We start from the raw sequence: 12,846 nt of genomic DNA, 5'->3' as shown, positions 1-12,846 counted from the left end.
TAACCTTCATTAATAGTGTTCACTTACTTATCTGTAGTATACTCCACTTTGTTCGCTTGCTCAAGAGAAGGGTGCCCATTCTCAATTTCAGCCAATTTCTGCCTATTAAAATAGTTTGTTATTGCCCCTGCTACATAAGAGGTTTATAATAGTTACAGCTTCTTATACGGAAAAGCAAGTTATTTTTTTCACAAGCTACAAACTCAAGGAGGCATTGCCATGAATGTCGTTATACCAACAGAAGACAAACAAATGCAGAGCATTATTGAAAAAGTGCGTCATGGGCAGCGTTTATCGTTAGAAGATGGCGTTTTCTTATATCAATCGGACGATCTGCTCACCATTGGACAATTAGCTAATGAAGTCAATTTGCGTAAAAACGGGAAAAAGGTTTATTTTATCGAAAATATGAGTCTTTACTTCACGAATGTGTGCGAAGCGCACTGTGCATTTTGTAATTTCCGCAAGGATGAGGGCGAAGAAGGCTCGTATACGCTGAGCGGTGAGCAAATGATCGAATATGTAGAGCAGCATTTCCATCCCGGCGTTCGAGAGTTCCATATTGTCGGCGGACATAATGCCAACGTTCCTTTCCAGTATTATGTTGATTCTCTGAGCGCGCTGAAAGCCCGGTTCCCAGAGGTTACATTGAAAGCTTATACCGCAGCGGAAATCGATTTCTTCTCCCGCATCAGCGGACTGACTTACCGTGAGGTGCTGCAAGAGCTGATGAAAGCTGGCTTGCAATCACTAACGGGAGGCGGCGCTGAAATTTTATCCGATCATTACCGCAAAAAAATGCGCGTAGACAAAGCTGATGTCTCGCAATATTTGGAGGTGCACCGCACCGCTCATGAGCTTGGACTGCGTACCCATACGACTATGCTTTACGGATCTATTGAAACAAAAGAGGATCGCATTCGCCACATGATGCATATTCGCGAGCTTCAGGACGATACAAACGGCTTCCAAGTTTTCATTCCATTGTCTATGCAGCCCATCAACCCAAGAGCTGGCATACGCCGTCGCAACTCCGCATTCGAGGACTTGAAGACGATTGCCATAAGCCGTTTAATGCTGGATAACTTCCAGCATATTAAAGCATACTTCATCAACATTGGTGTTCAACTGACACAGGTTGCTTTGACTATGGGAGCATCCGATGCGCATGGAACGATTGTGAAGGAAAAGATCAGCCATGCTGCCGGCGCTTTAACGCCAGAAGGCATTACACGCGAGGATCTGATCTGGCTTATTAAAGGCGCAGGACGAATTCCGGTTGAGCGCGATACATTCTACAATGAAATTAAAGTATATGAGTAAACAACATGACAGCGACACATTATAAAATAATCAACTAGAAGCATGGAGTTGAAGATCATATGAGAAAACTTGTTATTTTGGGTGGTGGCTATGGCGGACTCGCTATCGCGAATGAGCTGCTTGAGAAGCATTTACCGCATGACGTATCCATTGTTTTGATCGATCGTATGCCCTTTCAAGGCTTGAAAACAGAATATTATGCACTAGCTGCTGGTACCGTAACTGATCTGGAGCTTCGGGTTAAATTCCCGATTGATCCAAGAGTCAGTCTGGCTTATGGAGAAGTAACGGATGTCGATATGGAGCTTAAGCTTGTTCATCTTGATGGACAGGATTCCATTGCGTACAATTGGCTTGTTATTGGACTTGGCTGTACCGATAAATATCATGGCATCGAAGGCGCTGAGCAGTTCTCGACAAGCATTCAATCTTTTTCAGCTGCCAGACGCACCTATGCGTTGTTAAACGACGTCAAGCCTTATGGCCAGGTGTCAATTGTTGGAGGCGGCTTGAGCGGTGTAGAGGTTGCAGCCGAGCTGAGGGAAAGCCGTCCTGACCTGAATATTCGAATATTGGATCGCGGACCAAGCGTTCTATCCGCATTTCCAGGTAAATTACAGCGGTTTGTAGCAGATTGGTTTCAGGAGCATAACGTGGAAATGTGGGGAAATGTCGGGCTAACAAGACTCGAAGGCGGCATTCTGCATGATGCGAACAATCCGGCGCCAATTTATACAGATGCAACGGTATGGACCGCCGGTATTCAACCTGTTGAGCTTGTTCAACGCATTCATTTGCCTAAAGATAATCAAGGCAGACTCATCATTAATGAATATCATCAATTGCCTGACTATAACGATGTATTTATAGTAGGCGATTGCGCCGCATTGCCATTATCGCCAAGCGGGCAAGCAGCCGGTGCTCAAGGCAAGCAAATCGCCGAGGTGCTTCAAGCGATTTGGCATGATAAATCACTTCCTCGATTGGGCAAGCTTAAGCTGAAGGGCGTACTTGGCTCGCTCGGCAAGAAAAGCGGCTTTGGGCTTATGGGCGGCACTGCTCTAATGGGACGCGTTCCTAGGCTTGTGAAGAGCGGCGTGCTCTGGCGCTCCAAACGTCATCTTGGCTAAACATTTATAAATCGTCCAGCAGCTTATCCAGCGCTTCACGGTCGGACTGCTGCTGCTCGATTGCTTTCAAAATATTGTCGTAAAGCTCGTCTACCGTATCAGCAGATACAATAGTGCCGTCTACAAGCGCGAATGGGTTTAAATAGCATTCGCCGCAGTTGCCTAGACAGCCATACTCTGTTACTTCATATTCATCATTTTGTTCAAATAACTTCATTATTCGGTCTGTGCCATGATGCATATTGCTGGCACAAAACTCAATCATTAGTTTAAACATTTTGCCTCACCTAACTTTGCTCAGTTACTATCCATTTTCAATTGCTTCACTTTGTACTATAATAGGGGAGAAAGGAGATGATTGCAATGAGTGAACAAGTACAAGACACCATGTATGATGAAGTGTTGGACGTATTGGATAAGCTTCGCCCGTTTCTACAACGCGATGGCGGCGACGTAGAATTGGTTGATGTCGAGGGCGGCATCATCAAACTTCGCCTGATGGGGGCATGCGGAAGCTGCCCAAGCTCGACGATCACGCTTAAAGCGGGTATCGAACGTGCACTTCTTGAAGAAGTTGAAGGTGTAATCGAAGTCGTTCAAGTATTCTAATAAATATATGAACAACGGGTTAACGCCTTTGCGTTAGAATGACGAAGAGTCTTATCATGGCATGGAGCCCAAGCTCCCTTGCCTATTGATAAGACTCTTTTTTTGCGCGCACTACATCCCTTTGATATTGGCCACTATAGGATCAAAGCCGCCTGTGACGTCTATCACGTTGCCGGTTAAGAAATTCGATTTCAGACCACACAGGAAAAGCACGACCCGTGCAACATCCTCGCCAGCGCCAGGCCGGCCAATTGGTGATTCTGAATCATAATCGCTTTCCACTTCTTCAATGGAACGTTCTTTATTCATACCGCGAATATCTCCAGGACCAATCAAATTGACCGTTATTCCATGAGGCGCTTCTTCCACTGCCAATGATTTCGTAAACGATACAAGGCCTGTCTTCGCTGCTGCATATACCGTTCTGTGAGGCCATGCTCTTGCCTCTCCCGCATGTCCGAAGCCGAAATGAATAACCCGGCCCCATTTGCGCTCACGCATCCCAGGAAGCAAGCGGTGGTCTAACAGCATAACGCTTAATAAATTGCCGTTCAGCAGCCGAATAATGGTCGCCTCATCGTATTCGCTGAATAATGTACGCTTTCGTACGAATGGGCCCGCATTATTCACGAGGATATCTACACCGCCTGCCCAGCGTTCTGCCGCATCTGCAAGCTTCTCCACACCCTCAACCGTTGCAATATCGGCTTGAACAGCAAGCGCTTTAACGCCCAGCCGCTCGATTTGTTCCTTTACCTGCTGCGCTTCTTGCTCGCTTTCATAATAATTGATGACAATATTGCAGCCCTGCTCAGCAAGCTGAAGGGCAGTTCGTTTGCCCAATCCCTTCGCGCTTCCTGTAATTAACGCTGTTTTCCCTTTGAACTCCACGGGTCTTCCCCACTCTCGGATTATGGTTGCTTGTTTCGCATTAATCCGCATGCGTATTGAAAAGTGAGCAGCAGCGACTCCATCGCCAAATATAAACCTTGAGTCAAATCGGCCGATTGCTCTGCAATATTTTCCAACGGGACAACTGCCCCATACATACGGTTGCTTTGAATCAAATCGTCCTGCATCTCTGAGTTCATATAATGAATTTCGGTATTTCTTCGTTTGCGAAGCCGATTCATAGATTCCTTGTATTTCTCTTTGACATCATTGAGCTTCCAAGTGAGCTCAGGATGAGCCCTCTTCTCCCTCATATTGCGCAGGACGGTGAAATAAGAGAAATGTGCCTTTATTTGCTCAGTCTCCATATCCAGGAGTTCATTAAGCAGCGTACCAAGCTTGTCCAATAAAGAAAAGACGCGTATAAAAGCATTTTTGTCGAAGTAAATATACCGATTATAATTGATTCGCTCTTCCTCTGTCATTTGAGAGAGGGAGGTGGACGTTATTTGGTGCTGAAACTTTAAAGCAGCATAATGGCTTTGCTCCAGTTCATCCAGAGATGAGGATAGACCCAGCGTCCATATTTCGTATTTGTGCAGCTTATTCTCCTTGTCTCCACTGTCGGCATCTGCTGCGTTTTTGTGCGACAAGATGGAAATGAACTGCTCCATTAGCCGAAAAGTATCTGCAAGTGTTCCTTGTGCTTCTCTCATAGGCTCATCAAATAGAAAACGCAGCATAACTGAACAATCCTTTCTACTGTCAAATGAAACCAAGAGCGAGTACATTTAAAGAAAACCTTATAAAGATTATATTCGCTCCAGCGTTCATCGACAAGCTTTGTGGAAGCCAGTATTACACTTTAGCTGTTCCTTATGAAAGCTGCAAATCATTAGCTTCCGCGGCCATCCCGCAGCCGCCATGATCGAACTAACATATCCATTAATAATCCAAACAATCCGGTAACAATTAAATTATGAAGCAAGTTGGTGAACAGAAACCAATCATTATTCGTAATGGTCAAAGTAAGCCATGCTCCGCTAAAGATTTGAGTCACCACAAGCACCAGCGCCCATGCCGCAGGCTTCGTAAGTCCCTCGCCTTTAGGGCTTACTTTACGTATGTGAAAAAATAATCCAGCAATCGAGATACCAAGCAGCAAAGCAGCTACACGGTGAATAAACACGATGCCGGTTGCTCCGCTTATTTCTGGAACGACCTCGCCATTACAGAGCGGCCAGCCCAAGCAGCCTCCTCCTGAATCGGTGTGCCGTATGAAAGCGCCTAAATAGACAACTACATAACTGTAAATAGACGTTAAGAGCACACGAGGGAAAATGGACCGCGAAACTTGAAACACGGCAGGAGGGCCATCCTTCGCACGGAAGGTCCAAATAACGAGCAGCAATGTCGCGGCAAAAGCAAGCAGCGATATGCCGAAGTGAATAGCCATAACGGGCGGCGATTGCGGCCACATGACAGCAGCAGCCCCCATTAGCGCCTGTACAATCGTAAATAATAAGGCTCCACCCGCATAGAAAAGAGGTTCTTTATAAGCTTGTCTATCTTTCCTGAATTTCTTATAAATGAAAACGGCAGTTGCTAATACAAGAAGCCCTTCGAAACCCGTAACAAGGCGATGAGAATATTCAATCATAGATTCAATCGTGTAAGCAGGAATAAATTTGCCATGGCATAACGGCCAATCATCTCCACAGCCGCGGCCAGAATCGGTATTCGTGACAAGTGCCCCGCCGAGCAGTACAAGTAGCATTCCGATGCACGCTGCAATAGCTAACGTGCGAAAACGGCTGGTTACCATAATAAAATCACCTATTTTCAAAAATATATTTTGTATGAATCAACGATGTCAGATCCCTTACATTTCAATAACAGTTCAATTATAGCTATAAAAAAGAGCAAAAGCCATGTTGAAAATGTGAAACTTCCAAGCAAAAGCCCGCAAAAAAAGGAAAGTCCACACTGTTGAGGGGAGCTTATTATCCCCTGCAGTGCGGACTATCCATTACGAACTTCTTAGTGCCTCGCTAATTTCTATCGCGCGATCTACGTACTGCTCAATTTCTTCACGCGTCTTGCGCAGTTTGCTGACGAATCGAGCTAGCTCTTGGCTATTCCGGAATGAAATAAAGCTTGGTATTCCCAAAATGTTCAGCTCAGAGCATAGATCTGGAAGGTCATCACGATCAATCTCCACGAAGGTCACACGTCCCTCGTACTGTTTCTCCAAATCAGGCATGAACGGATCAATAAAGTGGCAGTCCTTGCACCAGGTCGTTTTGAAAACGGCAATCGTTAGATCGTCGCCAGCCACAGCCTCGCGAAACTCGGCGTCTGTTGTCAATTTTCTCATTTTTGCACCCCTAAATAATTGTATCACAAGTGCATGTTGTGTTTACACTATTGCTTATGCTTCCCGTTCAAACGTAAATAATTTCACATCATCATAGATATCTGTCCATTTAATCGTGGCTTTAAGCGCTTTGGCCAAATCTCGCGCCGGCGCATAAGCCGCCCCGTCAATGACGACTACAGGGAAGGACCATTTCACGTTGTTGCTATTAATACGTGCAGCATCGGTTCCTATTTTAAGCGTTATCGTGTTATTCGTTGCTTCATCGAATATGGTCAGGTTCTTCGTCTTGGCATCATACGTTAATTTTGCCCCTAGCTGCTCTGCCGTATCACGCAGCGGGATAATTGTAATGCCGCCAGCCGTCACGATCGGCGGATTATAATCATCATCTGAATACCACATCAACGTTTGTTTATTGATATGAAGCTTATTTTTCAGCAAATCATATACCGTTGACTTCTCATCAAATTTCTTCAGTATTTGATAACCCTGCATCTCGAATAATTGGTCAACAGGAATAGCATTCTTCGCAGCAACTGGAGCATCGGCTTTGACCACGCCGTTTACATTCCAGGATTCGTTCTCTATTTTGAGCGATAAGCTCTTAATTGGGATCTCTCCGAGCTCTGAATCTGCTTTAGGCTTATAAGTAAGCACATATACTTGTTTGCGTATATCGAGCTTATTATCAATAAAAACATCTGCTTTAATATTCAATTGCTTGCTGAATATTTCGTTCAAATAATCTTGGTCTTCTTCCTCCATTTGCTTCAGCTCTGACTGCAATTCCGTAAGCATAGCTGCAATCCCATCCGCTGCTTCCTTCACCAATTCCTCCGATGCTGGACTTTCCGCTCCATCGAATTCAAAAGGATTTTCTATACCTGCCGCAGCCCATATCTCCTGATTTTTCGTTACTAAATCCAGCACGCCTGCTACCATTTTATTAAGGCCCGCCCGATCAGCTGCTAGAGCGTCTACATATTTTTTCAGCAGCGTCCATATTTCCGGTCCATTAAGATCCATATGTACGCCAAGGAGCGAAGTATTTACACCATTAATGCTTTCAACAGACGGACTAACTGAAATACGTTCGGGATTTGGTAAATTATTGATCGCATAGGCTCCAACAATATCAATAAGTTGCTGACCCAGTGCAGTCATAGAAGCTTCGTCAAGTTTTTTAACAGGCTCAGCCGCTTGAACTTCTCCGCCTAATCCGTTCAATCCCAGCAAGGCTTCGCTCGTTAAGTCAAGCACAAAGGGCTGCTTCGCTCCATCAAGCACTAATACCGCTATTTCCTTTGATATTTTCAAATTGAATGAAATACCCGATGCATCTCCAAAAATGAGGTTGCCGTCTAATGACAAATGATCGCTGTCCTGCATCTTCACATTATCAAGCTGCAGCTTCATATTGGACAACAGCTTTATGAGCGCAGTCTCTTCTTGAGAGGCTCCTTGAGCAGCTGTTTCGTCCCACTCCAGATTCATTTCAATCGATTGCTTGCTTTCGCTGGATTTAACCTTTAAAGCATTATGTAACACCGTGTTGAAATCAAGATTTGAAACCGATTGGCAGCCTGTTACGAATACAAGTATAAATACCATTAATAGTGCTGCCAGCTTACCCTTTGTACCGAACCTTCTCAGCATATAAGCTTCTCCTTTTAGAAACCAATTTTGCTAATCATCATTAGCACATACTTCTCATTTTACAGGAGACTTTATTATTATGTAAATGTTTGGAAATCACTAGTTTTGTCGAAATAGATAAGGTTAACCGACATTTGAAGGCTTACTCTTCTGGATTATGATGAGTATTAATTACAATCTGCTTTTGAGCCTTGTTCCACGTGATAGTCCATCCATTGTGTTGGCATACATCGCGCAAAGGAATCATAAGCTCGTCTGATCTCCAAGCTGGCACGGGCAACAGCCTTATGTCAGCTGCCTCCTCACCGTCAACAAATACAATGTTAGCCCCGCTGCTTCGCTCACTGCCCTCACTCAATTGCTTTATCTTCCCAATCAGGTCCTCTGCTGACTCACCGCTCTTTGCTCCGTTAATACGATTGCCCACTTTGTTAAGCCTTGAATTTAATCCCTCCTTAGTCGTAAAAGTAATCGCAATTCCTGCTTCCTCTGTCAGCTTGAGGAGAGCTTCATTATATGCACCGTATGGAAATGCAAGAACACCGTCCGTATTGCCCAGCTCCTCACGCAATCTCTCCTCAGCCTTTATTAAATCAAGGGTCACTCGCTCTGCATATTCCGCTTCTGTCTCCTTCCTTTGCTTCTTCTTATCATAAATGGCTCTTGCCGTAACAGGCGTTTGAGCTCCCTCTGCATTCACAGCTCCGTAATGATGCATCTCATAGGTATGGCTATAAAAGCCCATGCCGTCCTTTTGCATTTCCCTCATCTGTTCCCACGTCAGTTTTGCTACTCCAGGCAAAGCTGGATCATCAATAGCAGATACAATGACAAAATTCACCGCAGGATAGCCATAACGCTTCAAAATGGGATAAGCAAGCTTATAGAAGCTTTCATAGCCATCGTCGAAAGTAATCAATACAGCATTGTCCGGTACGGTGCCCTTCTCCAGCATAAACCTTAAATAAGTATCCATTCCAAGTACATGGAAGCCATTATGCTTCAGCAATTGCATCTGCTGCTCGAATCGATCAACGTCTAATGTTCCAGCCTTTAAAGGAACGAGTGCAATATCATGATACATCAGCACTGCCACCTGATTTTAATAATAAGCATTATCATTTCTACTAGCTTGGGTCAGCCACTCTATCTTCTGATGAAATACGTTCTCCACAAAAGCCGGCGAAACCATCAGCTTTTCATCATACATGAGCACATCTGCTGCTCCATCCACCATTGTTCCGTCCACAATTAACTGGGCTGCTCGACTGGTTTCTTTATTTGTGCAGCCGGTCAACAGCCAGCCCACCATCATGGCTATAGCTACTACAATCGCAATCGAAGCATGTGTTGTACGAACCATATTCTGTCCCCTCCATCATTCTACTGATGGCTAGTGTAGAGGAAGAATCTTATCGTTCACGCATATTGCCCTTTAACGAAAACTTAATTAATTCTTAATTTTTAGGATAGGTCAGCGGAAATCTGCTTTCGAAGATCGTTTCCTTCGAACTGCTGCTTACCGAAATGGTACCGCCATGAGCTTCGATGATGCTTTTTGTAATGGCAAGACCAAGACCGGTCCCTCCGGATTCAGCCGATCTCGATTGATCAACCCGATAAAAACGATCAAAAATAAACGGAACATCCTGAGCAGGTATTGGTTCTCCAAAATTAACAATTTGAATAAGAGCTTCTTTATCTGATCTTATTATGCGGATTTCAATCTGCCTGCCGGTATGCCCGTATCGAATTGCATTGGAAACGAGGTTATCAAATGCCCGGACCAGAAGATCGCCATCAGCCATAATCGATATGGAGGTTTCCTCTGTAATAATTTCACAACCCATTTCGGCCTTCTCCAAGCTCGGAACAAATTCTTCGGCAAGCTGCCGAATAAAACCAATCATATCGAGCTTGGCTAATGCGAGCGGCATGCCGTTGTTAAGCTTTGTATATTCAAATAAATCGTCAATCAATGATTTCAAATGTTTCGATTTCTCATAGGCGATGTTTACAAAATAGCGAAGCTCTACTTCATCCTGATAACGATCCTGCTCAATCAGCTCCAAAAAACCTAATATGGATGTCAGAGGTGTTCGTAGATCATGTGATACACCGGTTATTAAATCATTTTTCGCTTTTTCTGCATTTCTTTCTTCTTGAAGAAGCTGATTGAATTGCTTGCTCATTACATTAATGCTGCTTGCAATCTCGCTAAGCTCGTCGGCAGATACGATTGGTATTTCATAATCGAGCTTGCCTTCAGCCATCTGCTGCAGCCCAAATCGAATTTCATTCAAGTAAGAAATCATGTTTTTGCTCGTCCAAAAAAACAAAAATAAAAACAACAGGCAGCCAAAAGCGGCTATGACAGGTGTTGAACCAATGTGATTAACAATCCAGACAAGCGTACTGCCGAAGGGTGTATATTGCATGAGAATATAAGCAAGCAAATGACCTGCTATTACAAAGCAGATCATAAGTGCCAGACTATTCAGGAATGCAAGCATAAACGTAAAGCGGATCGTGCGAAACCATTTATATCTTCTTATTCGGCTCACGTTCGGCTTGCCTACAGCAGCACCTAATATGGATTGAAGGTAATGCGTATGCAGCCCCTTATGAATGATGATGAAAATGAGGATGCCTGTGACTATCATAATGGGAATAGAGCCAATATGCTCAACGATCCAGCGCAGAGGCTTGTCATAAGGAGGGATATGGATCATAAAAGCAATAAGCAGGCGCCCAATAACAGCAACGATTACGGTCCATATAAGGCTGGATAGCCAAATTTTATATTTACTTGAATGGATAAGCATAGGCTTAAATATCCTCCATCTTGTAGCCGATGCCCCATACCGTTTTGATAAATTTCGGATTTTGAGTATCCTTTTCTATTTTTTCGCGAATTTTCCGAATATGAACCATGACTGTATTTTTGGATTCCATAAAAGGTTCATTCCATGCCGTCTCATAGATTTTATCCATGCTAAGAACAATACCCTTGTTAACAGCGAGAAGCTTCAGAATCGCGAATTCCCGAGGAGTCAGCTTAACTGGCTGCTGATCCACAGTTACGGTATGCGTCGCTGTATTGATTATAAGATCGTCTATTGTGATTTCATTATCATTTGTTACCGACTGATGATTAAATTGCTTATATCTTCGAATATGTGATTTCACACTGGCAAGCAGCACCAAAGGACTAAACGGCTTTGTTACATATTCATCTGCTCCGATGCTAAGACCTGATATTTTATCAATATCCTGTGTTTTTGCTGAAAGCATAATAATCGGAATATGGTTCTTCTCGCGAATTTTCATGCATGCTTCAAGCCCATCCATCAGCGGCATCATCACATCCAGAATAATGAGATCTACCTTATGCTGCTCCAGCAGCTCCAATGCTTCTAAGCCGTTAGCTGCCTTAAGCATGGTGTAGCCTTCATTCTTGAAATAAATGTCCATCAGCTTCAATATTTCCTTCTCATCATCAACCATCAGAATCGTTTCTCTAGTCATCTATGTAACCCTCCAAGCATTTATCCTATGCATAAAAAAAGACGAAGCTAGTATGAACCTCGTCTTTCTATTAATGAATATAGCATGAAACTTGTTATTTGGAAATTTATCCATAAGGAGTAAAAAGGATTGTCCCTATGGCCGCAAATGCCGCAATAGGAACAATCCTTCATGATGATGCTATTGAGCCCTACTTGCCGCTTTTTACTTCATCAAGCAGCGATAGGTCAAGAAACGCACTGAGATCAAGCTTATCAACAGTTACATCTTTAATATAACCCGCTTCAATTGAAACTATCGCCATCTCTTCGATAGCAGCTTGGCTTACATCAGAAGTCAGTCTCATATGGGAAAGGGCTGCTTTGATGGAATCAATCTCAAGTCCCTTGCCGCTAAGCTCGCTCAGACGCTTGTTGATGAGCTCGTAAGCCTCATCTGGATTAGCATTAATAAATTCAATCGCTTCGCTGTTCGCTTTGATAGCCGCTTTCGCCAAATCTCTGTGATCTTTAATAAATTTATCGCTAGCCACGAGTATGACGAGCGGGTAGTCGCCATTATTCGGCGGTATTTGATCCCAAGGAACGATAACTTTACCAATTCCTTCTTTCTCAATTTGCGTTCCCCACGGTTCAGGAATAAGCGTTGCATGCACTTCGTTCTGACGCAGTGCTACAAGCGTGTCAGAAGGAGCACGAGCCACGATTTGGGCGCCTGAGCTGTCTGTCGTTACTTTGACGCCTTCCTGCTCCAGAAGCAGTCTGAGCGAAATTTCATTCGTACTGCCTTTGGTTGGTATAGCGATCGTTTTGCCAACCAGATCCTTTACAGTCGTTACGCCTGAGTCCTTGCCTGCTACTAGAACAGCGCCTCCGTTATCCGCACCGGAAATAACTCTAAAGTTTTTGCTTTTCAGAAATTGATTTGTAGACGGTCCAGGACCAACGTAGCCAAGATCAATTTGACCCGTTGCAATCGCAGTAGAGAAATCAGAACCATTATCGAAAGCTTGAACTTCTATTTTCACATTATCGCCAAGCTGTTTTTGGAAATATTCCTTTTCCAATGCAACATAACCAGCTGCATGAGTTACGTTTTTGAATATGCCAAGCTTAACGGTAACTGCATTCTTTTTACCGCCGTTGTCTGATGCTGCTCCTTTATCTGCAGTCGTGTTATTACCGCCGCATGCCGATAATACCAATACAAATACTAACGCAACAATTAGACTCCATGATTTTTTCATCTTCATCTCTCCTACCCCTTTATATATATCTATCTCTTGCTCTCTTCTGTTTTACTCCTACTAATTCTATCGGATTAATAATT

14 protein-coding genes are annotated in these 12,846 nt (G+C 43.8%); 3 read left to right on the top strand and 11 right to left on the bottom strand.

Annotated elements, in window-relative coordinates; all coding sequences use genetic code 11:
• Nucleotides 1-219 precede the first annotated feature (219 nt).
• Together mqnE and CEF13_RS06770 are read left to right on the top strand one after the other, a co-directional pair.
• Nucleotides 220-1,323 carry an aminofutalosine synthase MqnE gene (gene mqnE, locus CEF13_RS06775; protein ID WP_102709999.1) on the top strand — a complete coding sequence of 368 codons (1,104 nt, stop codon included), beginning with the start codon at nucleotides 220-222 and terminating at the stop codon, nucleotides 1,321-1,323.
• 59 nt (nucleotides 1,324-1,382) lie between these two features.
• Nucleotides 1,383-2,453 carry an NAD(P)/FAD-dependent oxidoreductase gene (locus CEF13_RS06770; RefSeq protein ID WP_102709998.1) on the top strand — a complete coding sequence of 357 codons (1,071 nt, stop codon included), beginning with the start codon at nucleotides 1,383-1,385 and terminating at the stop codon, nucleotides 2,451-2,453.
• 4 nt (nucleotides 2,454-2,457) lie between these two features.
• Here CEF13_RS06770 and CEF13_RS06765 read toward each other — a convergent pair whose 3' ends face one another.
• Nucleotides 2,458-2,730 (bottom strand): YuzB family protein, encoded by a 273-nt coding sequence (locus CEF13_RS06765; RefSeq protein WP_102709997.1) that lies wholly within the window; start codon nucleotides 2,728-2,730, stop codon nucleotides 2,458-2,460.
• Nucleotides 2,731-2,816: 86 nt separating this feature from the next.
• On the opposite strand from CEF13_RS06765, the gene CEF13_RS06760 reads away from it, so the two are divergent.
• The gene (locus CEF13_RS06760; RefSeq protein ID WP_054026871.1) at nucleotides 2,817-3,062 is read left to right on the top strand and encodes a NifU family protein; all 246 of its coding nucleotides are present in this window, start codon (nucleotides 2,817-2,819) and stop codon (nucleotides 3,060-3,062) included.
• Nucleotides 3,063-3,173: 111 nt separating this feature from the next.
• On the opposite strand, the gene CEF13_RS06755 is transcribed toward CEF13_RS06760, so the two are convergent.
• From CEF13_RS06755 to CEF13_RS06710, 10 genes are all read right to left on the bottom strand, one after another.
• Complete coding sequence (locus CEF13_RS06755; RefSeq protein ID WP_244917054.1) at nucleotides 3,174-3,953, bottom strand: SDR family oxidoreductase; 780 nt, start codon at nucleotides 3,951-3,953, stop codon at nucleotides 3,174-3,176.
• A 20-nt stretch (nucleotides 3,954-3,973) separates the two neighbouring features.
• Nucleotides 3,974-4,696: a Cthe_2314 family HEPN domain-containing protein gene (locus tag CEF13_RS06750; protein WP_102709995.1), complete on the bottom strand. Its 723-nt coding sequence runs from the start codon at nucleotides 4,694-4,696 to the stop codon at nucleotides 3,974-3,976.
• 152 nt (nucleotides 4,697-4,848) lie between these two features.
• Entirely contained in the window at nucleotides 4,849-5,778 is a 930-nt protein-coding gene (locus CEF13_RS06745; protein ID WP_102709994.1) for a COX15/CtaA family protein, read from the bottom strand.
• A 204-nt stretch (nucleotides 5,779-5,982) separates the two neighbouring features.
• The gene (locus CEF13_RS06740) at nucleotides 5,983-6,330 is read right to left on the bottom strand and encodes a thioredoxin family protein (RefSeq protein WP_102709993.1); all 348 of its coding nucleotides are present in this window, start codon (nucleotides 6,328-6,330) and stop codon (nucleotides 5,983-5,985) included.
• Between the two features lie 54 nt (nucleotides 6,331-6,384).
• Entirely contained in the window at nucleotides 6,385-7,989 is a 1,605-nt protein-coding gene (locus tag CEF13_RS06735) for a copper amine oxidase N-terminal domain-containing protein (RefSeq protein ID WP_102709992.1), read from the bottom strand.
• A 142-nt stretch (nucleotides 7,990-8,131) separates the two neighbouring features.
• Nucleotides 8,132-9,073: a polysaccharide deacetylase family protein gene (locus CEF13_RS06730; RefSeq protein ID WP_102709991.1), complete on the bottom strand. Its 942-nt coding sequence runs from the start codon at nucleotides 9,071-9,073 to the stop codon at nucleotides 8,132-8,134.
• Nucleotides 9,074-9,091: 18 nt separating this feature from the next.
• Nucleotides 9,092-9,352, bottom strand: coding sequence for a hypothetical protein (locus CEF13_RS06725; RefSeq protein WP_102709990.1), 261 nt, complete (start codon nucleotides 9,350-9,352; stop codon nucleotides 9,092-9,094).
• A gap of 94 nt (nucleotides 9,353-9,446) precedes the next feature.
• Nucleotides 9,447-10,814: a HAMP domain-containing sensor histidine kinase gene (locus CEF13_RS06720; RefSeq protein ID WP_243864716.1), complete on the bottom strand. Its 1,368-nt coding sequence runs from the start codon at nucleotides 10,812-10,814 to the stop codon at nucleotides 9,447-9,449.
• A gap of 4 nt (nucleotides 10,815-10,818) precedes the next feature.
• The gene (locus tag CEF13_RS06715) at nucleotides 10,819-11,517 is read right to left on the bottom strand and encodes a response regulator transcription factor (protein WP_102709989.1); all 699 of its coding nucleotides are present in this window, start codon (nucleotides 11,515-11,517) and stop codon (nucleotides 10,819-10,821) included.
• A 190-nt stretch (nucleotides 11,518-11,707) separates the two neighbouring features.
• On the bottom strand, nucleotides 11,708-12,763 hold the full coding sequence (locus CEF13_RS06710; protein WP_102709988.1) for an ABC transporter substrate-binding protein: 1,056 nt from the start codon (nucleotides 12,761-12,763) through the stop codon (nucleotides 11,708-11,710).
• Between the last annotated feature and the right edge of the window lie 83 nt (nucleotides 12,764-12,846).

The organism is Paenibacillus castaneae, from assembly GCF_002884445.1.
Taxonomy (GTDB): Bacteria; Bacillota; Bacilli; order Paenibacillales; family Paenibacillaceae; genus Pristimantibacillus; species Pristimantibacillus castaneae.
The sequence above is the reverse complement of the archived record's forward strand: the minus strand, read 5'-3'. Positions and strand labels throughout refer to the sequence as shown.

Bases quoted from the DNA above. Each gene is read 5' to 3' on its own strand.
- CEF13_RS06770 (WP_102709998.1), top strand. From the start codon at position 1,383: ATGAGAAAACTTGTTATTTTGGGTGGTGGCTATGGCGGACTCGCTATC.
- CEF13_RS06760 (WP_054026871.1), top strand. From the start codon at position 2,817: ATGAGTGAACAAGTACAAGACACCATGTATGATGAAGTGTTGGACGTA.
- CEF13_RS06745 (WP_102709994.1), bottom strand. From the start codon at position 5,778: ATGGTAACCAGCCGTTTTCGCACGTTAGCTATTGCAGCGTGCATCGGA.
- CEF13_RS06730 (WP_102709991.1), bottom strand. From the start codon at position 9,073: ATGTATCATGATATTGCACTCGTTCCTTTAAAGGCTGGAACATTAGAC.
- CEF13_RS06740 (WP_102709993.1), bottom strand. From the start codon at position 6,330: ATGAGAAAATTGACAACAGACGCCGAGTTTCGCGAGGCTGTGGCTGGC.
- CEF13_RS06720 (WP_243864716.1), bottom strand. From the start codon at position 10,814: ATGCTTATCCATTCAAGTAAATATAAAATTTGGCTATCCAGCCTTATA.
- mqnE (WP_102709999.1), top strand. From the start codon at position 220: ATGAATGTCGTTATACCAACAGAAGACAAACAAATGCAGAGCATTATT.
- CEF13_RS06765 (WP_102709997.1), bottom strand. From the start codon at position 2,730: ATGTTTAAACTAATGATTGAGTTTTGTGCCAGCAATATGCATCATGGC.
- CEF13_RS06725 (WP_102709990.1), bottom strand. From the start codon at position 9,352: ATGGTTCGTACAACACATGCTTCGATTGCGATTGTAGTAGCTATAGCC.
- CEF13_RS06735 (WP_102709992.1), bottom strand. From the start codon at position 7,989: ATGCTGAGAAGGTTCGGTACAAAGGGTAAGCTGGCAGCACTATTAATG.
- CEF13_RS06715 (WP_102709989.1), bottom strand. From the start codon at position 11,517: ATGACTAGAGAAACGATTCTGATGGTTGATGATGAGAAGGAAATATTG.
- CEF13_RS06750 (WP_102709995.1), bottom strand. From the start codon at position 4,696: ATGCTGCGTTTTCTATTTGATGAGCCTATGAGAGAAGCACAAGGAACA.
- CEF13_RS06710 (WP_102709988.1), bottom strand. From the start codon at position 12,763: ATGAAAAAATCATGGAGTCTAATTGTTGCGTTAGTATTTGTATTGGTA.